This window comes from Bartonella sp. AP72JLCBS (assembly GCF_042195705.1).
In the GTDB taxonomy this organism is placed as follows: Bacteria; Pseudomonadota; Alphaproteobacteria; order Rhizobiales; family Rhizobiaceae; genus Bartonella.
Genome location: NZ_JBHIOU010000013.1, coordinates 16,152 through 38,058 on the forward strand (window position 1 = coordinate 16,152; position 21,907 = coordinate 38,058).

A 21,907-nucleotide genomic window follows, 5' to 3' on the forward strand; every position below is an offset into this window, starting at 1 on the left:
AAAACATCATTCAACCGAGGCTCACTTAAAAGCAATGATTTGATCAAAATTGGCTCAAAAACAATATCGCTTCATAAATGCATAATATTAATCCTTCCAAAGGAGATAATGGCCAAAAGTATCACTATCCATCTTCTGGAAGATTAAGATTCAGTTTTTAAGAAAACTATCAATCACCGAAAAAAATTCTTCTACTTTCATGGCACCTTCATATTTACTACCATTAATAAAGAAAGTAGGTGTTGCTGTGACACCAAGCTCTTTACCGCGTTCAAAAGATGCATTTACTTCATCTAAAATGGACTGATTTTTCAAACACGCAGTAAAACTTTCATCTGTAAAACCAGCCATTAAGCCAATTTTCTTCAATGGTGTTAGAGCATTTTTTCCGAAAGCCCATTCATTTTGTTTTTGAAATAAAACTTCTATCAAAGGAAAATAGCGATCTTCCGGTGCACACCGTGCCAACATAAAACCTGCTGTTGCCCGAGGATCAAAAGCATATTCTCGGAAAATAAGTTTTACTTTTCCTGTTTTGATATATTTTTTACGAATTTGGGGAAGTATATCATTATAAAAATGCGCACAATGGGTACATGTCAACGAAGCATACTCAACAATGACGACTGGTGCATCCGCCTCTCCCTCAAAGCGATCCTTTACTTTACCCGATTGGAGAAGCTCTGCCATATCAACAGTCGCCACTGATTTGGGATCACGCGCTAAAGCAACTGTTACACTGTTTTGTACAATCGTTATGAAGAGAAAAATTATCCCGAAAGATAAAAAAGAACGATATTTTACCATAAATAATACTTTTCTGTTGTTATTAACGAATAGGAATCCTATGCTTTCTCATATATTAAAGAAAAATATATAAAATATCTTTCTATTTATTATTTTTTTCCAAAAAAATGCAACAGCCAAGTTGATAAAGTGCTTGGTGCAAACTTTTATCTTCAATTCCTTCAAGCATTTTTTCCACGTATTTTTTGTCTTGTTCACTCAAAGGCGGTTTTAGAGGCAAGTGATTCATAAAAACCGACATACTCCTTTGCTCAATCTTGATGCGATCAATAGCAATGTAGCCAAAAAATCCGTTAATTCTATGAAGTAATTCCTCTGTTTCATGCATCAATTTTAACGCAGCAAATCCTTCACATGCGACAACAAGTGTTGCTGGCTGAAAAACTTCATCTTGATCTGCACGACGTTTCCAAATAATTTTAAGCGGCATTGTATGTTCACTGATATCATAGCCCGCAATCTGTGGCCAATGTTCTATAAGCGCTACATTAAGCCCTGTCCGTTTGCGTAAAACTGGATCAAGTATTTTGTATACCGCCTCAGAAAGAGAATAAAAGATACGTTTTTTAAGTTGTTTTCTCATTTTTAGATCATTGTTCAACCGCTTACTAAATTAAAATCATTTGTTTCATCTAAAAATTGTTGCCTCCTCAATTTATGAAATATCAACAAAATAAAAAGCCTTTTCTCACCAGAGCCTTGACAATAAAAGAGCAAAAAACATGAATTACAAAATAAATAATTTTTTCTTTTGCATTTTATATCTCCCTATGCTTGAAAGCAATCATGTATGAAATTTCTTCGCACCTCCTTGCTTGGTACGATCAAAATCACAGACATCTTCCATGGCGGATTACCCCCGAAAAGCAAAAACAAGGTATCCGTCCTGATCCCTATCAAGTTTGGCTTTCTGAAATCATGCTTCAACAAACAACCGTTGAAACAGTTAAGCCTTATTTTAAAAAGTTTCTAAAACTATGGCCTGATCTTTCCTCTTTAGCAAAAGCCTCCCAAGATGATATCATGAAAGCATGGGCTGGACTTGGTTATTATTCACGCGCACGTAATCTTAAAAAATGTGCGCAACAGCTTGTTGAAAACTACGCGGGACAATTTCCACAATCTGTAAAAGAATTGCGAACTCTAGCCGGTATTGGAGATTATACTGCCGCAGCCATTGCTGCGATTGCTTTTAACCACCCTGTAGCAGTGGTTGATGGTAATGTCGAACGTGTGGTAGCGCGACTTTTTGCTATCACTTCAATATTGCAAAAAGCAAAAGGTGAAATTAAAGAAAAAACACAAAAAATTACTGCTTTAAATCGTCCTGGTGACTTTGCTCAAGCAATGATGGATTTGGGAGCAACAATTTGTACTCCACGCAAACCATCTTGTTATACCTGCCCTCTTCAATGTTTATGCAAAGCAGAAAAGATGCAACAACCGGAGTCTTTTCCAGTTAAAGCCCCTAAAAAAGAACGCCCTTCAAAAACAGGTATTGCTTTTGTGGTCCTTAATAAAAAGAGACAAATTTATTTGGAAAAACGACAGACGCAAAAGCTCCTTGGTGGAATGACCCAAATTCCTAACAATATTGGCATAAACAACGAAAATGGGCTCCAAAACGCACCCTTTACTGCCAATTGGCAATTCAAGGGACAAATTACACATGTTTTTACTCACTTTTCTCTAAAACTCGATGTTTACTATACCGAAGATGTTCATGAAATGAATTGTGAAAATGGTTGGTGGTGTAACATTCAACATCTTACCGAAGAAGCATTACCTACTGTTATGAAAAAAGCCATTTCCGTAGCACTTCCCAATTCTTTCAGATTTAAATAACCTTCCCTATTCATAAAAATGTTTTCTAACAGAGACTTTTGTATCTCTAGCGATTATTTATTAATCTGTAAAAGAAAAATTTAAAAAATGAAATAACCAATTTTTTCTACAGATAAGAATTAAGGAGGGATAGAAAAGCTTAAAAATCTTAAATTTAAATTTCAGGTTCTATCCTTTTTTCGCTTATGAAGGAGCAAGTTAGCACCATCGTTATATTTACCAGCCCCCTCAACATCCCTTGGTACGTGAAACGGATTATAAGAGGTACTTTTAGTTCTTTCGTTAACAATTTTTATTCACACGCCAACCCCGTTTATGACATGCAAGAAAGTAATTTTCATCGATTCAATATGGAACAAATTTGAAATAAGAAAACTTGACGATATTCCGAGGGCAATTCGATATGAGTTGCGCTAAATTATCTTTATAATCAATATATTATATGCACTTTACAGATGTACGTATTCAAAAAAGCACTTAATTTTGAACTTCTGAATGAACCTTTTAATTCTGATATTTCATTTTTATAAGCTTATATTGAAATTTTACTGTTTTGGAACTAAAATGAGAACATAGAGTGAAAATTTCTCATTTTAATTTCTTCTAAAAGAAGCATAAAATACTCGCTTGTCGCTTACAAGCGAGATTTAGTGTGTCAATAAAAAACATCTAAGAAAGGCTAAAACACCCTCACGTCCATCTCAATCAAGATCAGGTATATTGGTGGTCAATAGAATGAAGCGATCAGCTTAGTTCATAAAACACCCGTTTTTAACATTTGTGAACGTATGATCATTCTTAAATGATCTATGGACTTCAACCGTCCATTTTCCTCATAATACCAAAAGGTCCAACCATTACAACTCTGCGAATCTTGAGCCTTTCTTCCCATTGCGTGAATTGAGCCCGCTTCACCACCATGCATAATCGTACCATCAGCTCTTACAATAGCAGATACTTGCTTCTTACGATCATACAGAACTTCTCCAGGATAGAGTAAACCTGCTTCAAGCAAACTGTTGAATGCTACGCGTGGTTCTGCTTTTTTTCTATCCAAAATCGCTAGTTCTGGTTGCGCTAAAGGTTGAACCGCCGCAATTCTCTCACATGCTGCATCGATGTAATCTTGCTCGCGTTCAATCCCAACAAAATCACGCCCTAAAAGCTTGGCAACAGCACCTGTTGTTCCCGAACCAAAAAACGGATCGAGAATAACATCACCAGGTTTACTAGAAGCCATAATAATACGCGCTAATAACGCTTGCGGTTTTTGTGTTGGATGTAATTTACGCCCCGAATCATCCTTTAAACGTTCAGCTCCAGTGCAGAGAGGGAAAAGCCAATCTGAACGCATTTGTAGATCTTCATTTGCCGCTTTTAAGGCATCATAATTAAATGTGTACTTTTTATCTTTTTGATCTCGCACGGCCCAAATAAGCGTCTCATGAGCATTTTGAAAACGGCGCCCTCGAAAATTAGGCATCGGATTATTCTTGCGCCAAATAATATCATTAAGCATCCAAAAACCTAAATCTTGTAATGCCGTCCCAACCCGAAAAATATTATGGTAAGATCCGATAACCCAAAGTGTTCCGTTGGGTTTTAATACACGACGACAAGCAAGCAACCATGCACGAGTAAAAGCATCATAAGCAGCAAAACTCTCAAACTGATCCCATGCATCATCAACCGCATCAACAAGCGAATGATCTGGACGGTATAAAGCTCCATCCAATTGCAAATTATAGGGTGGATCCGCAAAAATCATATCAACAGAATGTTTTGGAAGTTTTTCTAAAACGGAAACACAATCTCCTTTAAAAATTTTATTGCGCCATGGCATTTGTGAGGGAGTACGAAGGAAATCTTTTTGAAGCTGAATAACTGTCATGAAAAACCCAACAAAATTAACTGAATTTGCCCTATAATCAACCAAAATAGTTTATAGGCCCGCATTACCAATCTATATTTACAAAATAGCGTAAACGTATCGTTAAAGTTCTACAAAATTGATAATTGTTTTTGTTTTTTTAGTAAAAAAACTTTCATATGAATGAAACCTTAATTTTCTTTTTTTCAATGTACTGTTCCCATATCTTTTATTTCGTAAAAGAATTAAGAATCATTTTCAAAGCGTATTTTTATGAAATAAGATCTTCTCAATATCGTTTTCATGAAAGTTGTCCATCTCGTAACATGTAAAGGAATATCTTATGCCTCAGATAGATCTTATTATTTTTGATTGTGACGGAGTTCTCGTCGACTCTGAATATCTTGCAGCAAAAATTGGATCTCAATTGCTCAAACAAACAGGATATGAAATATCACCCGAAGAATTGAGTGAGCGTTTTGCAGGGCTTATCTTTCGCGATATTCTTAAACACGTTGAACAGGAAACAGAAAAACCTATTTCTGCTCATCTCATAGATCAAATGACTAATATTTTTCGTACACAAATAAAAACTAAATTACGGGCTATTGATGATGTAAGAGAAGCTGTAGAAATTATCCAAACACGCTATCCCTACTGTATCTGCTCTAATGCAAAAAGCGTAGATATAAAAGAGATGCTCACCACGGTTGATCTCTATGACCTTTTTGAAGGTAAAATATTTTCAGCACCTGAAGTTGGAACAAAAAGAACGAAACCGGCCCCTGATGTTTTCCTTTTTGCCGCACAACAATTACAGGCAGAGCCCCAAAACACTATCGTTATAGAAGATTCACTTCATGGTGTACACGCAGCCATAGCAGCAGGCATGCGTGTCATCGGCTTTACGGGAGGATCACATAGCTATCTTGGCCACTCTAATGCACTTGCAGAAGCTGGTGCAGAAACAGTTATTGCAAAACATGCTCATTTAGGAGAAGTCTTAGAAGCAATGGCAGTATGGCGAGATCTATTATAAAAAATCTCTTGAATATATCAATTTGTAAACTCTTGTAAGAAGCATTTTTATTCAAATGTCCTGCTCTTCTCGCTGCTCCTTTTATAATAACTTCAATAAATGCGCAATTCACGACACGGGTGAATTGCATCTCAATGTGAAGGAAAAATATAGCACCTCATTGAGATCATAAGTCTGTTAACCATTGCACGTACTTAAAAAAAAGCAAAAAACAGGGGTGCAAACTCATAAAAATTAAACCCTGCTTATCTATCTCAAATCCAATATCCCACTCCCAACCACAGCAGCTCATCCTGATAAATTATTATATTTGTCAAAAAAGAAATATTACGATGCCTTGCTCGATAAGATGTGAAAATTGCTAACCTCTTTCATCTGATCAAAAAAACACACACTATGGTAAAATTGTAAGGGATGTGCATATTGATCATGGAAAAAATATTAAAATTCGCGGAATCTATGGAACACAAGACTTTATTGAAAATGACAAATGCGTCCTTGTTGAGTTACAAAGGCTTATATTTACTCAATCCAAATCTCATAAACTTGTTGAAGGCTTATTTACTTTGCTGCTTAAATAGTATTTTAACAGCATCAATTGGTACAACCTCCCTAAGATTACAAAAAACAAAAAGAATACACTCTTATGAAGATGTGCATTTTATAAAAAACATTTCATACCAAGTAATTTACAGACAATATATTGATTTATAATCATAATTTATCATTATTCAAATTAAGCAAAAAAACCGAATATTGTAAGATTCTCTCATTTCAAATCTGGATATGTTGAATTAAATAAATAAAGAAATAAAAATGCCTTTTAATGAATCATCTCAAAAGGCAAAAATTGTAGCAACATTAGGAGCGAGAAAAGTGTATGGCAATGCCATCTTTCTTCTTTATAAACGTCAAAAATTCTGATGCCCTAAGAATTTTATATTATGGGGGCTTTATCATCATATCTATCATTGCAAAATAGGCTTGAGTACCTTGAGAACGGTTTCTTTAAAAAAGCACATAAATATGAAACATATAATCATGTTAAACAAGCGACAGAGATACCAATAGTTGCTTAAAATTTTCCGAAAGCACTTAATAGCCTTTTTAAATAAGCAATGAAATCAGATCTTTTCAAAAGTAATCCACTTTCTAAAAATAAAAGCGGCTTTTCAGTTTGGAAAGAAGAAAATATTGAAAAATATTATCCAATGCTGATCTTTTGGCACTCATAAATATGTCTAAATTATATTCTTCTATACACTGCCTTGCATCATAGTAATATGCTGTTCACATTGGCGATAAAAAGATAATATCATTTATCTCTATCCAATTTGGAACTCTACTTTACACTATGAGAAAATTGTACATTTTTTAGTATCTATAACATATTATTATCTATAAGATAAATGTATATATTTAATAGTAAAGTAAGAATTATTATTCTGCTATCACGATGCAATTAAATAACCATTGAATAATAATTTAATAATATCTATAGAACACACATTCTACAATAATGACTATCTATAATAAATACTATAAATAATAAAATTTTAGCGTGTCCATTCATATTTTAATTGTTAATAATATTTTTATAACCACATCATAATTTTCATTTTTTCTATTATACTATCGATAATAAATAATTTTTTATATATTTAATATGTAAAAATTTTGATCAATTTTATTATCTATAAATGTATTTAAAAAATATATTAATGTCATTTTATAAAAATTATACGATAACCATATGTTAGTTTATATATAACACATAATAAAATATTGTATAAAGTTTTTAAAAAATATAATTTGTAATTATTACTGTTACTTTTTTACAATAACGTTTATAAAAATTATAGTTATATTTTTATATGTATTTTTATTATTGACTAAAAATACATATTGAACTATATGGCTTGTATATAGTGTGATATACATAAACATTATGTATATTTATTACATATATAACTTAAAAATATTTGAGGTAAAGTTATGGTGAAAATATTTAAAAATTATATTTTAAGCATTTTTATAGCGAGCACTTTTTTTATTTCACAAACTGTAAATGTTAATGCAAACTATTTGAAAAACGATAATCCAAAAGAGGAATTTTCTGTTTTCCCAATGGAACAAGTAAAATATGCGAAATCCGATGTAGTTTCTACGACTGCTTTCTATGCTCCGTCTGTAAATTATCAAACAGAACATGGAACAATAGGTGAAGGAAAATTTGAAAAGGTCGTTGAGCCTATGACTATAGGAATGGGGCTATTGTTTACTGGACATGTAATGAGCTTTATAGGATCGATAATAAGTTGGATAAAGGACATAGTATTGATGTTCAAATAATTCAACCTCGTCTAGAACTCTATAATAATAGCTTTATTATGTGGCTATAATTCATTGTAAATAATTACATAATGAAGCTCATTATGCTACAAAATATAAATGTTGTAGATTACATCCAAATATCCAAAGTATAAATTAAGTATAAATTTACTCATATATATTGAATAGTATAAATCTTTGAGGTAAATTATGATTAAATTATTTAAAAATCATATATTAAGTATTTTCATTATATCTGCCTTTTCTCTTTCTCAGGTTGTAAATGTGCATGCAAACTCTTTACAAAATAGTACTCATCGTGAGAATATTTTTGTTTCTGCAATAGAACAGAAAAGAAAGGATGCAGTCCATACCGTTTCTCTCTATAGACCTAGTCTAAATCATGGAGTGGGTAATGAAGCTACTATTGAAGGAAAATTTGAAAAGGTTGTTGAACCTCTTACACTCGGGGCTTTTGGTATGGGGATGGCACTTGGATATGCATCAAGTACGATAGGCATGTTTTTAGGATGGATAATAAGTAAAATAATATTGTATTTTAAATCTCGTTAAAATTGAAATTTCATCAGAATAAGACCTTCTCATATGAAATATAAACTATGAACATATTCCGTGTTTATCCATTGTTGATGACAAAAACTAATGAATTATCACACTAAGAGTGAAAAAAGCTTTAAATGCTTCTGTTTCTCTCAATGTGCACTAATTCTGCCGATGCATCTATTCAATTCAGATTAAAATAAAAGTATTGGTGGTAAACTATGACTAAAGTATTGAAAACTTACGTATTAAATATTTTTATAGCAGTTGCTTTTTTGCTTTCACAAGTTATAAATGTTCATGCCAATCATTTGAAAAATGATACTCAATGGGAAACTGTCTCTTTAATAGAACAAGGAAAGAAAAAAGCTATCGATATAGCTGCTCTTTATGTCCCAAGTTTCACTCATAAAGCAAAAAGTGAATCTGCCTTTGAAGGAAAATTTGAGAAAGTGTTTGAACCAATTACGCTAGGAGTTTTTTCTACAGTAGGAGCTTTGGGTTTTGGATTCTTGACTGGATCTGTTATGGCCATATTTAGCGGGATAATTGGATGGGCAATAGGAAAAATTAAAGGCAAATAATTCAAAGATACTTAGTTATTTTTTTCTATTTAAAATGAAAATACTTTACAGCCTGCTTCCCATCATTTAGCAGGCTGTTGTATGTTTTCTATGGATAAACTTTAGGTTACCATACTGTATAGCACAAATATAATATCTATTATTATACAAAGTGATAAATTAAGCTAAAAAAGATTATTCAAAGTATAGATTTGCACACGAAATGCCATAAAATTACCTTATAAATCTTCCAATGTGAGTCCTGAGATGTATCATTTTAACATTCAGTTTAGCAGATTTAATTGTTACAAAGTATTAAGAGCATAAAATAACTATAAATGATTGAGTTTTATACAAAAGTTCTTCAGTAAATACCATTCTATCTATTTAATTTTATTATTTAAGAAGGTGTACAAGTGAAGATACGTTGTAAAATTTAAGTGAATGAATAATAGAGAGGAAATTTTTGACTGTAACAGATTTTCTGTGAACATTTGGTGTTTATATCTCAAAAATAAAAATGCTTAAGGCTATTTCCTTTCATTATTGAATTAAAAAGAAGAAAAGAAGCTCTATCCATTTAATAATTTAAATATTATGAAAAACGTGAAATAAATAACTTCACCAATTTGCCAGAAATAAAAAAGGATAAGACTTATGGAATATATCAGCACGAGAGGTGAAGCTCCTGCTTTAAGCTTTACGGAAACAATCATGACAGGGTTGGCAAGTGATGGGGGACTTTATTTGCCAGATAAATTTCCTCAGCTATCATTTGATGCGTTACGAGCACTTCGTGGTCAGTCCTATACAACAATTGCTAAAACTATTCTGTGGCCCTTTGTGAATAACGAAATCGAATATACAGCTTTTGAAAATATGATCGCTGAATCTTATGCAACCTTTCACCATCCAGCAATCTGTCCTTTACGACAAACTGGAGCAGATGAATTTATCCTTGAACTCTTTCATGGTCCTACTTTAGCTTTTAAAGATGTAGCAATGCAGTTTCTTTCTCGACTGATGGATTATGTTTTGACTGAAAAAAATAGATGTGCAACGATTATTGCTGCAACATCAGGTGATACAGGAGGAGCTGCGATACAAGCTTTTGCTGGAAAAGAACACTCAGATATTTTTATTTTATTTCCTAAAGGACGTGTATCGCCTGTTCAACAACGGCAAATGACAACCAATCATTGTTCCAATGTTCATGCCATTGCCATTGAAGGAAATTTTGATGATTGCCAAGCTCTTGTCAAAGCAATGTTTAATGACCACAATTTTCGTAAAAAAAGAGCACTTTCAGGTGTTAATTCTATAAATTGGGCGCGTATCATGGCGCAAATTGTTTACTATTTTTCATCTGCACTTTCTTTAGGAGCACCTGATAGAGCTGTTTCATTTACTGTTCCTACTGGAAATTTTGGTGATATTTTTGCAGGTTATGTCGCAGCCCGTATGGGATTACCCATTGCTCAACTGGTCATCGCAACGAATGATAACGACATCCTTGTACGTACATTGACCAGTGGTACTTACAAAACACAACCAATAGTCCATACAACATCACCTTCTATGGATATTCAGGTCTCTTCTAATTTTGAACGTTTGCTCTTTGAAAGTGGCAATCGTGATCCAATGTGGATTCGCAATGCAATGGAAAACTTGAAAAAAACGGGTCTTTTTACTCTTGATGAAAAGCAACTCAAAAATATTCGTTCCCTATTTTCCGCTGGAAAAAGCAACATGGCTGCAACAGCTCAAACAATTGATAGTGTCTATAAGGAAAGTGGCTATCTTGTTGATCCACATACAGCGGTCGCTCTTCAAGTAGCGCGTGAAAACAAAAAACCGCATATTCCAATGATCGTTCTTGCCACGGCTCATCCAGCTAAATTTCCTGATACTATTAAAAGCGCTTGTGGACTTCATGCTCCATGGCCATCTCATCTCAATGATGTAATGAAACATGAAGAACATTTTATAAATCTTGCTAATGATGAAAAAATAGTAAAAGATTATATTTCTTTAAAATCGCGTGCATCTTATTAAAGTTAGCTGCATTAATTTAAATCAAGAATATTCTGATACCCTTACAATGAGGTATTTAGCTTATTTAATGGAGTTGTAAATACATGGATGTAGATATATGTCGCCTTAGTAATGGTTTGACTATCGCCACACATACAATGCAACAAATTGATAGTGTTGCCCTCGGAATATGGGTCAAAGTGGGCTCACGCAATGAAACCTCCACACAGCATGGTATTGCTCATCTTCTTGAGCATATGGCTTTTAAAGGAACCGAAAACCGTACTGCTTTTCAAATTGCAACCGATATTGAAGATGTTGGCGGTGAAATCAATGCTACAACCAGTATTGAAACAACAGCTTACTTTGCACGTGTTCTTAAAAGCGATATCCCACTTGCTATAGATATTTTAGCCGATATTTTAATGCATTCAAAATTTGACGACGATGAACTAGAACGAGAAAAACAAGTAATCTTTCAGGAAATTGGTGCTGCCCATGACACTCCTGATGATATTGTTTTTGATCACTTTACAGAAACAGCCTTTCGTCATCAATCCCTTGGACGCTCTATTTTAGGAACAGCTAAAACTATTCAATCATTTACATCTACTGATCTCCATGATTTCATCAATAAACAATATAGTGCAGATCGTATGATTGTCGTTGCTGCAGGAGCTGTAAAGCACGAAAGTTTCTTGCGAGAAGTTGAAAGTCGTCTTGGTACTTTTCGCTCCCATTCAACCGCACCTCTTACTAATCTTGCAAATTATGTCGGTGGCGACTTTCGTGAATATCGCGATTTAATGGATACACAAGTTGTTCTAGGGTTTGAAGGACGTGCTTATCACGCGCGTGATTTTTATGCAGCCCAAATTCTTTCTATCATTCTTGGTGGTGGTATGTCTTCACGTCTTTTTCAAGAGGTAAGAGAGAAACGTGGATTATGCTATTCTATTTATGCTTTTCATTGGGGATTTTCAGATACTGGGCTTTTTGGTGTTCACGCAGCTACCGGACAAGAAGGGCTCAAAGAACTTATTCCTGTGATTCTTGATGAACTTTCCAAGGTCAGCAAAAATATTCACACCAACGAACTGCAACGAGCACAAACGCAATATCGTGCAAATCTGACAATGTCACAGGAAAATCCCTCTAGTCAAGCACATCTCATTGCTCGCCAAATACTCCTTTATGGTCGACCAATTCCAATATCGGAAACAATTGAACGCCTTAATCTCATCACTCCTAAAAGATTAACTGATTTAGCACATCGTCTTTTTACAAACTCCACTCCAACACTAACTGCTGTCGGACCTGTAGGACCCCTCATAAATTTTGATGATTTAACGTCAACTCTTTCATACAAGCTAAAGTAAAAACTTCTTTTCAAAGCAGCATCACAATAACATCACATATTTTATCATAAAATTTACCACAAAAGCTCTCCTCATTAAATAAGTTTTGGAAATATTGGGCAAATAGGCGTACAAAACTACCCAATTCATACTTCATGTGATAAAGATTCTAATAAGTGAAGGTATATCCGTGAAATCTGGAAATTCATGGTTTAACTTTGCCCTTTTAAAATATAAAACTTCATTCGCTTCAGGTTCCATTGAAGCAAATGGGTGTGTGGTCTATTTGTATATAAAATCACATAACTTAAGAAAAAGTGATAACAATTTATTATGTAAATAAATTATAAAAGGTGGACGTTTTTTCTCAAAAGTCGAAATGAAAATTAAACATCCTAAAATATTGAGAGTGGGACATTGTGAAGAGTTTGCGTAAAATAATTGACATCATTTTCATTGTAGTCGTTAGTTCTTTTGTCCATCTTACATCAGCACAAGCAATTGAACCAGTTAAAATTTCTTCTCAAGATGCTGCTCTTGATCTCTCAAAAGCAATTGAAATTCACCATACAAACAACTCTATTTTTCAAACAAGTACAGCACCAGGACCAGATGGTATTGTATGGCGTATTGAAGTGCAGGCAAAAAATGAAAAATTTTCCGGAAATTGGGCAGTTTTTTCTCTTGCAAATCCAACAGATGAACAAGTTGATCGTCTCATCGTTGCCCCCCATTACCGCATGGCACGTTCTGGATTTTTTTGGCCAGACCTTGGATCATCAAGGATTCAATCCATAACGCCAAGCGAAGGTTTTTCCCTCGATCGTCAACTTAGTGCAAACTCTGATATCTTTCGTATTACCCTTAACCCTGGTGCTGTTATTACATTTGTGGCCGAACTTAACTCTGCAAATCTACCGCAAATCTATTTATGGCAACCTGAAGCTTATAAAGATGCAATTAATTCTTATACGCTTTATCATGGTATTCTTCTTGGGATATCAGGTCTCTTAGCGCTTTTGTTAACTGTTCTCTTCGTCGTCCGTGGAACAGGGCTGTTTCCTGCAACAGCGGCAGTTGCTTGGGCAGTGCTTTTTTATATTGGTATTGACTTCAACTTTTTAAATAAATTCTTTGCAGTTACACTCACAACCCAACCAATCTGGCGTGCTGGTACAGAAGTAGCACTTACTGCTACACTCTTCATTTTTCTTTTTACCTATCTCAGCCTTAACCGCTGGCATTATCATTTTAGTTACGGTGCTATCGCTTGGACCATTGCGTTTTGCAGTCTAGGAGCCTTTGCTATTTATGATCCCATCAGAGCATCTGGAATTGCGCGTTTGTCTTTTGGCCTTACCGCTGTGCTTGGTATAATATTAATCATCTATTTCTCAATCAGAAGCTATGACCGCGCCATTATGCTTATTCCAACATGGTTGCTCATTAGCTTTTGGTGCGTTGGAGCCTATGCCTGCATAGCTGGACATTTAAACAATGATATTATCCAGCCAGCATTAGCAGGGGGATTAGTGCTCATTGTTCTTCTCATAAGCTTTACTGTCCTGCAACAAACTTTTTCTAATGACGCTTTCCATGAAGGAATATTTTCCGACCTTGAACAACAAGTACTCGCAGCAAAGGGAGCTGGAAATATTATTTGGGATTGGAATATTGAGCGTGATCGTATTGTTGTACATCCAAACATGGCAACCCTTTTTGGTACTGAAATTCATAACCTCAATGGACCTATGCGCAACTGGATTTCAGCCTTGCACCATGATGATCGTGAACGCTTTCAAGCCGTATTAGATATCATTCTTAAAAATAAAAAAGGGCGCATTGATCAAATTTTTCGGCTTTCTTCCGGTGGTGGTTATTATCATTGGTTTTCTCTTCGTGCACGTCCGGCCATGCAAAAAGATGGAAAAATCACACGTGTCATTGGAACCATTGTCAATATTACTAACCATAAAAAATCCGAAGAACGCTTATTGCATGATGCAATCCACGACAGCTTAACTGGACTTCCTAACCAACAAATTTTCTTTGATAGACTACAAAATTATACCTCTTTAGCGAAAGCAAATATCAAAATTAGACCAACTGTCTTTATGATTGATTTTGACAATTTTCGCCAAATTAATCGCAAATTAGGCATAGCAGTTGGGGATACTGTACTGCTTATAATCGCACGTCGTTTAAATCGTCTCATTAACTTTCAAGACACCTTATCGCGTCTTTCAGCAGACCGCTTTGCAATTATTTTACTCAGTGAAACCGAACCACAAAAAATTGCAGCATTTGCAGATCATTTGCACAAAACAATTTCAGCACCTATTTCACTTTCAGAAAATAAAATAATCCTTTCAACCTCTATCGGATTGGTTACATGGAGTGAAAGCCGATCGACGGCTAAAGATATTTTTAATGATAGTGAGTTAGCGATGATTCGCGCAAAACAAATGGGTGGGAACCATATTGAACCTTTTCGTCCTAATTTTCGCACTTTGGGTCTCGAACATAATACTCTGGAGAAAGATGTTCATTATGCCATAAAACGTAATGAGATGAAAATCCTCTACCATCCTATTCTTAATTTATCAGACGGACATATTATTGGTTTTGAAACAATTGTAGAATGGCATCATCCCACTTATGGAAATTTAAATGTCTCTGATTTCATAAAAATCGTAGAAAATGAACAAATTGTTATGGATTTGTCACAATTTATCATCGATAATGCCATTATTGATCTTATAAATGTACAAGAAAAGTTTTCCCAACAATCTTTCTTTATTTCAATTAATTTACCAAGCGCAGAAATGATTCATCCTCGTTTTATCAGTCAATTGCGTGCCGCTTTGCTTCGCCATCCGCTCCACAAAGGGCGTCTGATGATTGAAATATCTGAATTTGTCTTAAGAAATAATCCTGAACAATCAGCGCACTTTCTTGAACAAATTAAAACACTTGGAATGAATCTCGCACTCGATAATTTTGGAACAGGTTATTCGTCTCTGACCTATCTCGTACGTTATCCATTTGATATGGTTAAACTTGATCGTTCACTTATCTCAATCGACTCTCTTAAGAAGAAAATTGTTCTAAAGTCTATCATTAATATGGCAACAGATCTTAATTTGCAAATTATCGCAGAAGGAGTTGAAAATGAAAAAGAAGCAATCTTCCTCCGTCAAGAAGGCTGTAAATATGTTCAAAGTACACTTGTGACGAAACCGATTGCCATAGAAGAATTAATTACGCTCGTTCAGAGCCATTTCCCTTATAAAATAAAAACATAAGGGATAAAATAACGTGTAAAGTTAAAAAGCTTAGAAAAAACTCTACGCGTGTCCCATTTCAGAAGCAAGATAAGTTGGATCGATACCCATGCGTGTTAAACTTTTATCATACTTGCAGCTTAAATCGCTTTCAAAAAGAAAACTAGGTGATGTAGAACTGATTAGCCAACCATTTGCAGAAATTTCTGCCTCAAGTTGCCCCGCTTTCCATCCAGCATAGCCTAATGCGACCAGTGCATGTTGCGGACCTTGTTCGCAACTGATCGCTTTTAATATATCAATTGTCGCAGTAAAACAGATCTTATCCGCAATAAAAACAGTTTCTTCACAAGCATAATCATCTGAATGAAGGACAAAACCACGCGAAGGATCAACAGGACCACCATAGCGAACTGGAAACTGTTTTATTGGTTCAGAAAGACTTTTTTTTTGGCCACTGTCTATGATTCCTAAGTGAAGCAAAAGCTCTGGAAAATCAATGTGATGCAATTGATTGAGAATGATGCCCATCGCACCGGCATCAGAATGCGCACAAATATAAATAACAGAACGAATAAAGCGTTTGTCATTCATCCCAGGCATTGCTATGAGTAATTGTCCACCTAAAAAGCCATTACACCGCTTCATTAATCTGTTATTCTCCATAATTGACATGATAAAAGTTTGTTCATTTAGCACACTAGGAAAATAAAACTCCAATGAAAAAAAGTTATATATTTACAAATTTACAAAATATCGCAACTTTCTTTTATAAAAAGCTTTTAGTTACTTTAAGCTTAACATTCATAGTTTTAGAATTACTTAACATTCCTGTAAATGCTCAAACAGAACAAAAACTCCAGCTTTTCGCAACATCTTGGTATGAATCAGATGGTGGTCGTATCCGATTAGCGATCACTGAACCTTCTCTTTCTGGAATAAGAGAAGGCATTATTGAAATTGAGCTTAAACCAGGATGGAAAACTTACTGGCGTAATCCAGGTAATTCTGGCATGGCACCATTTTTTAATTTCAACCAACAGATTTCTTATGAAATCTTTTATCCTACTCCACAGCTTTTTGAAACAGAAAATGATTGGTCATTAGGTTATAAAGATAAAGTAATATTGCCCTTCAATCTTTCTGGTTCAAGCAAAAATTTAAGTGGTGCTTTCACTCTTGGATTATGTCACAAAATCTGTCTTCCATTTACTGTTAACTTTGATTTTTCGCCATCTGCTCTTAAAAATAAACAGCTTCCTGCTTCCTTCTTAAAAAAGGCGCAAAATTCTTTGCCCCGCATGACGCAGAATGCACTAAAAATAAGTGCTGAAAAAAATAATAGTACCCTTCTTATAAAAATACAAAATAACAACAAAACCACTCCTTCCTCTCTCTTTTTAGATGGAGGAGAAATGCAAATTGGAGCAGCAAGAAAAGTCAGTGATAACGCAGAATATACACTCTTCAGTGCTCCACTCTATTTCACACCAGAAGAAATAAACCAAAAAATTTTTTATACAGTTGCTTTTAAAGATCACGCCTTAAGTGGAACATTCATATTCCATACGCAGCCAACCCCTCTTGCGTCTCCGTGATAAAAGAAAAAGCTCTCAAAAAGCAATTATGCTGGAAAACGTCCATTTTCACGATATTGAGTAATTGCTTTGCGAGCAAGGGCATCTGCGCGTTCATTTTTTGGATGTCCCGCATGCCCTTTTACCCAGTGCCATCTAACTGTATGACAAGAACTAGCATCCTCAAGAGCTTGCCATAGCTCCATATTTTTAACAGGATTTTTTGATGCAGTGCGCCAATTATTCTTTTTCCAATCTTCAATCCACTTAGATATACCGTTACGTACATAAACTGAGTCTGTATAAAGATCGACCAAACAGGGCTCTTTAAGCGCCTTTAATGCACAAATTGCCGCCATGAGTTCCATTTGATTGTTTGTCGTATGGACCTTACCGCCATAAAGCTCCCGTTCATGACCATTCCAGCGTAAAATTGCTCCCCATCCTCCAACTCCAGGATTCCCTGAGCAAGCACCATCTGTATAAATTTCAACGACTTTTTGTTGAGTTGCCATAAAATTTAAAAACCTAATTCACTTAGCGAATTTACATTACTGAAAAAACAAAGCTTGTGCCAATACTCCCATGGATCTTTCTTAATAACAAAGCTATTAGGCGGTGTATTAAACCAATCATATAGACGTGTGAGTAAGAAACGTAGAGATGCACCACGAGCTAATAAGACCATCTTGTCCAATTCTAAAGGGATCAATGGTCTTATTTTTTGATAATTTTCCAATAACTTACGTGCTTTGGTAAGATTATAGGAATGATCAGGCTCAAAGCACCAAGCATTTAAACAGATCGCTAAATCATAAGCAAAAAAGTCATTACAAGCAAAATAGAAATCTATCATCCCAGAAAGACGATGATTCACAAAAAAAACGTTATCATTAAATAAATCTGCATGAATAATGCCTATTGGTAAATTAAATGGCCAATTTTCCTGTAAAAAAGCCAATTCCAACTCAATTTTTTGTCCAAATTCTTTTAACAATGCATCTTCTTTGGTTTGACAACGTTGCCACAATACCTTCCAATCCATAACAGAAAGAGTATTTTTACGACTGAGTGTAAAATCCTGTCCTGCTAAATGTAATTGTGCTAACCCCGTCCCCACTTCGCCACAATGATCTATATTGGGCTGGCGGATCCACTCTCCTTCCAGAAAAGTAATAATAGCAGCAGGACGTCCTGCTAGTTCACAGATCATCATTCCATCATTTTGAATAACAGGTTGAGGACAAGGAATTCCACGCTGTCCTAAATGCTGCATCAAGCGACAAAAAAAAGGTAAATCATCTTTTGAAATACGCTTTTCATAAAGTGTTAAAATAAATCGCCCTTGTGTTGTCTCTAACATAAAATTAGAATTTTCAATCCCCTCTTCTATACCTTGATAAGACAAAAGTGATCCTATTGCATAACGTGTTAAAAACACTTTTAAATCATTTGGGTGAATATCTGTATAAACGGCCATTATTCTGCTTTCGTTGTAGACATGTCTGTATTCTGATTTTCATTTTTTGCATTATTTGCTTGACCATTAACGAAAGCCATATCTTGAGACGTTAAAATGACGTCGCGTAATTCGCGACTCACTAAAAATTTTTCCGTTTCTACCACTGTTTCAGCTAATTCTATTGTGACATCATAACGCTCACGAAATGCTGAAATAATTTCATCAATAATAATTTCAGGAGCCGAAGCCCCTGCTGAAAGACTGACTATAGAAAGAGATTTTAGGTTTTCAAAATTAATTTCATCAGCGCGCTGAACTAAAATAGCTTGCCGCGCACCAGACTTTTCGGCAACCTCTACTAAACGTCGTGAATTAGAAGAGTTTGGTGCTCCAACAATCAAAAACAAATCACTCCCCTTTGCCGCTGCTTTAACCGCATCTTGTCGATTCGTTGTAGCATAGCAAATTGATTCAGCCGCTGGTGCTGCTAATGTAGGAAAACGTTGTTGTAATATATCGATAATTCCTGCAGTATCTTCAACAGAAAGCGTTGTTTGTGTAACAAATCCTAATTTATCTGGATCATTGGGTTGATAATGCAAAGCATCTTCTATCGTTTCAATAAGCGTCACAACCCCTTCTTCAAGCTGTCCCATTGTCCCTATCACCTCAGGATGACCAGCATGACCAATCAATATAACATGACGACCATGACGTTGATGTCGTATCGCTTGTTTATGAACTTTCGAGACCAACGGACATGTTGCGTCGAGATAAAACAAATTATAGTATCGTGCTTCTTCTGAAACAGATTTTGGTACACCATGAGCAGAAAAAACAACTGGTTGATTGCGATGTTCTTCTGGAATCTCATTAAGTTCTTCGACAAAAACAGCACCCCGTTGCTGTAATCCCTCAACTACGTAGCGGTTGTGTACAATTTCATGACGAACATATACTGGAACACCATATTTTTTTAATGCAAGCAGAACAATCTGGATAGCACGATCAACCCCTGCACAAAATCCACGTGGACCACAAAGACGTATCGTTAAAGGGGGAAGTCCAGACATAAATCATCCTTAATCTCTATAGTTTTAGCTATATATTCAAACAACCTATTATTATACATGAATAAGCAATGTAAAAAAACGTGCAATATCATCTTTTGCATAAGAACACACTCTATCGTGTTTTCTTACAGCATTTTCTTGAAGAAAAGCTCTTTTAAAATTTGCTCTTTCATTTTACGCAACTAAAGAGCGATAAAATACCAAACAAGAGATTCAATCAAAAGAATTCCAAAGATAGCTGCCAAATAAAGTAACGAAAAGAAAAACGTTTTTTTGGCCATCAAAATAGTTTCATTATGTGTATCAGCTTTCCATAAACGATAGGCAAAATAAATAAAGATAATGCTTAAAATTGTTGAAAAAATACCATAAAAAATTCCGCCAAGACCAGTAAAGCAAGGAGCAGCAGCACACAATGCCATCAAAACAGTATAAAATAAAATCTGTTTTTTTGTTGAATGTTCACCTCGTACATTAGGCATCATAGGGATACCTGCAGCCTCATAATCAAGAGATGAAAATAAAGAAAGAGCCCAAAAGTGAGGGGGGGTCCACATAAAAATGATTAAAAATAATAAAAAGCTATCAATACTCACTGTCCCTGTTGTCACGGCCCATCCAATCATTGGTGGAAAAGCCCCAGAAGCACCACCAATAACAATATTTTGTGGTGTGATACGCTTTAACCAAATTGTATAGATAACGACATAAAAGAAAATCGTAAACGCAAGAAAAAATGCCGCAAACCAATTAATGAAGCTCCCCATAACCAATACCGAGAGCATAGAAAGAACCATGCCAAAAATAAATGCCTTTTGGGAGCTAATTTTACCCATGGGAATAGGACGCTTTTTAGTCCGTTCCATCACAGCATCAATGTCAGCATCATACCACATGTTCAGTGCTCCCGCACCACCGCCACCAGCAGCAATACATAAAATTGCTAAAAAACCATACCACGGATTGATAGGAACAGGCGATACAAGCAAACCAACCAGAGCCGTAAAGACCACAAGAGACATAACACGTGGCTTTAATAATGTGATGTAATCACCAATACCGGATTTTGGTGGCGTTGATTTACCATTCACAACCGATAATTCTTCTGAAACTGACATTCCACTCAAAGCCCTTTTCCATTTCTGTCATTCACAAATCCAATATTATCTGACAAATATTATCTAGCGTATGGAAATGACCCATTAAGACCAATCGTATTTTTGAGAAAATATGAAATATCTCTTTCGCACGTATTCCCTAAAAGTAAATGGAAATATTGGCAATAAAAATACATTTTTTCAATCAACGTTCTCTCCACATTACAAATGTATCATAAAAATATATCATATGAATTAATATATTTGGGTAAATACTGATTTTGTGTTATGGTTTTTTATGGGGAATTCATTTTTTTATGTAAATCTATGCATGGTTGTGGGTGTTGAGTCGGATAGGATTTTCTGTGATACTTTATAAATTACTCAAAAAAACTTTTTTTATTGGTGCTGTTCTTTACACGCTTTATAGTAGTTTTATCAGTCATGCATTTGCACAAACACCCTATGCACAAGATGTCCCTGCTCCGCAAACCTATGGTGCATGGACAAAAGTGTGTTCTCTACCACCAGGTACACCTAACATGCAGTGTGAAGTTGTACAAAACGTTCACACACAAGGGCGTCAAGATATTACCTTGCGCGTTACATTTTATAAACTTCCTCAAAAGCAAGGTGCCTTGATGCGTGTTTTTGTTCCGATTCGCGTTGAATTACGTCCTGGCGTTGGAATTAAAATTGACGATAAAAATATGGGTAGAATGGAATATCGTCGTTGTCTTGGTGATAATTGTGTTGCTGAAGCCTTTCTTAAAGAAGACATATTGCAGCTCTTTTTAAAAGGAAAAATGGCAACCTATTTTATCTTTACAACTCCGGAACAAGGGATTGGAGGTTTTGTTGACCTTCATGGTCTTGGCGACGCCTATGCAACCTTACCGACATGAATGAAATCAATACATTTTAAACAATCAAAATCTCATCGTATATTTTGAAAGATTCTTAAAATTAGATTGATAAAAATCTTCTGAGCCCCCATAAAAATAGG

Annotated in this window: 18 protein-coding genes; 10 read left to right on the forward strand and 8 right to left on the reverse strand. The window is 35.1% G+C overall.

Annotated elements, in window-relative coordinates:
* Window positions 1-150: 150 nt before the first annotated feature.
* On the reverse strand, window positions 151-807 hold the full coding sequence (locus ACFILO_RS07460; protein ID WP_375611143.1) for a DsbA family protein: 657 nt from the start codon (window positions 805-807) through the stop codon (window positions 151-153).
* Between the two features lie 82 nt (window positions 808-889).
* On the reverse strand, window positions 890-1,390 hold the full coding sequence (locus tag ACFILO_RS07465; protein ID WP_375611142.1) for a DUF721 domain-containing protein: 501 nt from the start codon (window positions 1,388-1,390) through the stop codon (window positions 890-892).
* A 203-nt stretch (window positions 1,391-1,593) separates the two neighbouring features.
* On the opposite strand from ACFILO_RS07465, the gene mutY reads away from it, so the two are divergent.
* Window positions 1,594-2,652, forward strand: a complete 1,059-nt coding sequence (gene mutY / locus ACFILO_RS07470; protein WP_375678076.1) for an A/G-specific adenine glycosylase — start codon at window positions 1,594-1,596, stop codon at window positions 2,650-2,652.
* A 754-nt stretch (window positions 2,653-3,406) separates the two neighbouring features.
* Here the strand turns inward: mutY and ACFILO_RS07475 are convergent.
* Window positions 3,407-4,495 (reverse strand): site-specific DNA-methyltransferase, encoded by a 1,089-nt coding sequence (locus ACFILO_RS07475; RefSeq protein ID WP_375613050.1) that lies wholly within the window; start codon window positions 4,493-4,495, stop codon window positions 3,407-3,409.
* A 370-nt stretch (window positions 4,496-4,865) separates the two neighbouring features.
* Here ACFILO_RS07475 and ACFILO_RS07480 point away from each other — a divergent pair, with 370 nt between their 5' ends.
* The 7 genes from ACFILO_RS07480 (at window position 4,866) to ACFILO_RS07510 (ending at window position 15,713) form a co-directional block, all read left to right on the forward strand.
* Complete coding sequence (locus ACFILO_RS07480; RefSeq protein WP_375620663.1) at window positions 4,866-5,561, forward strand: HAD family hydrolase; 696 nt, start codon at window positions 4,866-4,868, stop codon at window positions 5,559-5,561.
* Between the two features lie 1,995 nt (window positions 5,562-7,556).
* A complete protein-coding gene (locus ACFILO_RS07485; RefSeq protein ID WP_375628294.1) occupies window positions 7,557-7,913 on the forward strand; it encodes a hypothetical protein in 357 nt (118 codons plus the stop codon).
* Between the two features lie 189 nt (window positions 7,914-8,102).
* Window positions 8,103-8,465 carry a hypothetical protein gene (locus ACFILO_RS07490; protein ID WP_375631599.1) on the forward strand — a complete coding sequence of 121 codons (363 nt, stop codon included), beginning with the start codon at window positions 8,103-8,105 and terminating at the stop codon, window positions 8,463-8,465.
* Between the two features lie 209 nt (window positions 8,466-8,674).
* A complete protein-coding gene (locus ACFILO_RS07495; RefSeq protein ID WP_375652319.1) occupies window positions 8,675-9,037 on the forward strand; it encodes a hypothetical protein in 363 nt (120 codons plus the stop codon).
* 636 nt (window positions 9,038-9,673) lie between these two features.
* Window positions 9,674-11,071 carry a threonine synthase gene (gene thrC, locus ACFILO_RS07500; protein WP_375631597.1) on the forward strand — a complete coding sequence of 466 codons (1,398 nt, stop codon included), beginning with the start codon at window positions 9,674-9,676 and terminating at the stop codon, window positions 11,069-11,071.
* Between the two features lie 83 nt (window positions 11,072-11,154).
* A complete protein-coding gene (locus ACFILO_RS07505) occupies window positions 11,155-12,429 on the forward strand; it encodes a M16 family metallopeptidase (protein WP_375678077.1) in 1,275 nt (424 codons plus the stop codon).
* A gap of 398 nt (window positions 12,430-12,827) precedes the next feature.
* Entirely contained in the window at window positions 12,828-15,713 is a 2,886-nt protein-coding gene (locus ACFILO_RS07510) for an EAL domain-containing protein (RefSeq protein ID WP_375678078.1), read from the forward strand.
* Window positions 15,714-15,755: 42 nt separating this feature from the next.
* Here the strand turns inward: ACFILO_RS07510 and ACFILO_RS07515 are convergent, their stop codons facing one another.
* Window positions 15,756-16,340, reverse strand: a complete 585-nt coding sequence (locus ACFILO_RS07515) for a YqgE/AlgH family protein (RefSeq protein WP_375631595.1) — start codon at window positions 16,338-16,340, stop codon at window positions 15,756-15,758.
* Window positions 16,341-16,411: 71 nt separating this feature from the next.
* Here ACFILO_RS07515 and ACFILO_RS07520 point away from each other — a divergent pair, with 71 nt between their 5' ends.
* A complete protein-coding gene (locus tag ACFILO_RS07520) occupies window positions 16,412-17,290 on the forward strand; it encodes a protein-disulfide reductase DsbD domain-containing protein (RefSeq protein ID WP_375628302.1) in 879 nt (292 codons plus the stop codon).
* A 26-nt stretch (window positions 17,291-17,316) separates the two neighbouring features.
* Here the strand turns inward: ACFILO_RS07520 and rnhA are convergent, their stop codons facing one another.
* The 4 genes from rnhA to cyoE all read right to left on the reverse strand — a co-directional run bounded on the left by rnhA (window position 17,317) and on the right by cyoE (window position 20,922).
* Window positions 17,317-17,784: a ribonuclease HI gene (gene rnhA / locus ACFILO_RS07525; RefSeq protein WP_375652322.1), complete on the reverse strand. Its 468-nt coding sequence runs from the start codon at window positions 17,782-17,784 to the stop codon at window positions 17,317-17,319.
* Window positions 17,785-17,789: 5 nt separating this feature from the next.
* On the reverse strand, window positions 17,790-18,749 hold the full coding sequence (locus tag ACFILO_RS07530; protein WP_375631592.1) for a homoserine kinase: 960 nt from the start codon (window positions 18,747-18,749) through the stop codon (window positions 17,790-17,792).
* Complete coding sequence (gene ispH, locus ACFILO_RS07535; protein WP_375611130.1) at window positions 18,749-19,804, reverse strand: 4-hydroxy-3-methylbut-2-enyl diphosphate reductase; 1,056 nt, start codon at window positions 19,802-19,804, stop codon at window positions 18,749-18,751. The genes ACFILO_RS07530 and ispH overlap by 1 nt, the downstream gene beginning before the upstream one ends.
* Window positions 19,805-19,986: 182 nt before the next feature.
* Window positions 19,987-20,922 (reverse strand): heme o synthase, encoded by a 936-nt coding sequence (cyoE, locus tag ACFILO_RS07540; RefSeq protein WP_375613023.1) that lies wholly within the window; start codon window positions 20,920-20,922, stop codon window positions 19,987-19,989.
* A gap of 344 nt (window positions 20,923-21,266) precedes the next feature.
* On the opposite strand from cyoE, the gene ACFILO_RS07545 reads away from it, so the two are divergent.
* On the forward strand, window positions 21,267-21,806 hold the full coding sequence (locus ACFILO_RS07545) for an invasion associated locus B family protein (RefSeq protein WP_375611128.1): 540 nt from the start codon (window positions 21,267-21,269) through the stop codon (window positions 21,804-21,806).
* Window positions 21,807-21,907: the final 101 nt, after the last annotated feature.

What these genes read in the sequence shown, in the direction of transcription:
- ACFILO_RS07460 (WP_375611143.1), bottom strand. Translation starts at nt 807, where the DNA reads ATGGTAAAATATCGTTCTTTTTTATCTTTCGGGATAATTTTTCTCTTC.
- ACFILO_RS07465 (WP_375611142.1), bottom strand. Translation starts at nt 1,390, where the DNA reads ATGAGAAAACAACTTAAAAAACGTATCTTTTATTCTCTTTCTGAGGCG.
- mutY (WP_375678076.1), top strand. Translation starts at nt 1,594, where the DNA reads ATGTATGAAATTTCTTCGCACCTCCTTGCTTGGTACGATCAAAATCAC.
- ACFILO_RS07475 (WP_375613050.1), bottom strand. Translation starts at nt 4,495, where the DNA reads ATGCCATGGCGCAATAAAATTTTTAAAGGAGATTGTGTTTCCGTTTTA.
- ACFILO_RS07480 (WP_375620663.1), top strand. Translation starts at nt 4,866, where the DNA reads ATGCCTCAGATAGATCTTATTATTTTTGATTGTGACGGAGTTCTCGTC.
- ACFILO_RS07485 (WP_375628294.1), top strand. Translation starts at nt 7,557, where the DNA reads ATGGTGAAAATATTTAAAAATTATATTTTAAGCATTTTTATAGCGAGC.
- ACFILO_RS07490 (WP_375631599.1), top strand. Translation starts at nt 8,103, where the DNA reads ATGATTAAATTATTTAAAAATCATATATTAAGTATTTTCATTATATCT.
- ACFILO_RS07495 (WP_375652319.1), top strand. Translation starts at nt 8,675, where the DNA reads ATGACTAAAGTATTGAAAACTTACGTATTAAATATTTTTATAGCAGTT.
- thrC (WP_375631597.1), top strand. Translation starts at nt 9,674, where the DNA reads ATGGAATATATCAGCACGAGAGGTGAAGCTCCTGCTTTAAGCTTTACG.
- ACFILO_RS07505 (WP_375678077.1), top strand. Translation starts at nt 11,155, where the DNA reads ATGGATGTAGATATATGTCGCCTTAGTAATGGTTTGACTATCGCCACA.
- ACFILO_RS07515 (WP_375631595.1), bottom strand. Translation starts at nt 16,340, where the DNA reads ATGAAGCGGTGTAATGGCTTTTTAGGTGGACAATTACTCATAGCAATG.
- ACFILO_RS07520 (WP_375628302.1), top strand. Translation starts at nt 16,412, where the DNA reads ATGAAAAAAAGTTATATATTTACAAATTTACAAAATATCGCAACTTTC.
- rnhA (WP_375652322.1), bottom strand. Translation starts at nt 17,784, where the DNA reads ATGGCAACTCAACAAAAAGTCGTTGAAATTTATACAGATGGTGCTTGC.
- ACFILO_RS07530 (WP_375631592.1), bottom strand. Translation starts at nt 18,749, where the DNA reads ATGGCCGTTTATACAGATATTCACCCAAATGATTTAAAAGTGTTTTTA.
- ispH (WP_375611130.1), bottom strand. Translation starts at nt 19,804, where the DNA reads ATGTCTGGACTTCCCCCTTTAACGATACGTCTTTGTGGTCCACGTGGA.
- cyoE (WP_375613023.1), bottom strand. Translation starts at nt 20,922, where the DNA reads ATGTCAGTTTCAGAAGAATTATCGGTTGTGAATGGTAAATCAACGCCA.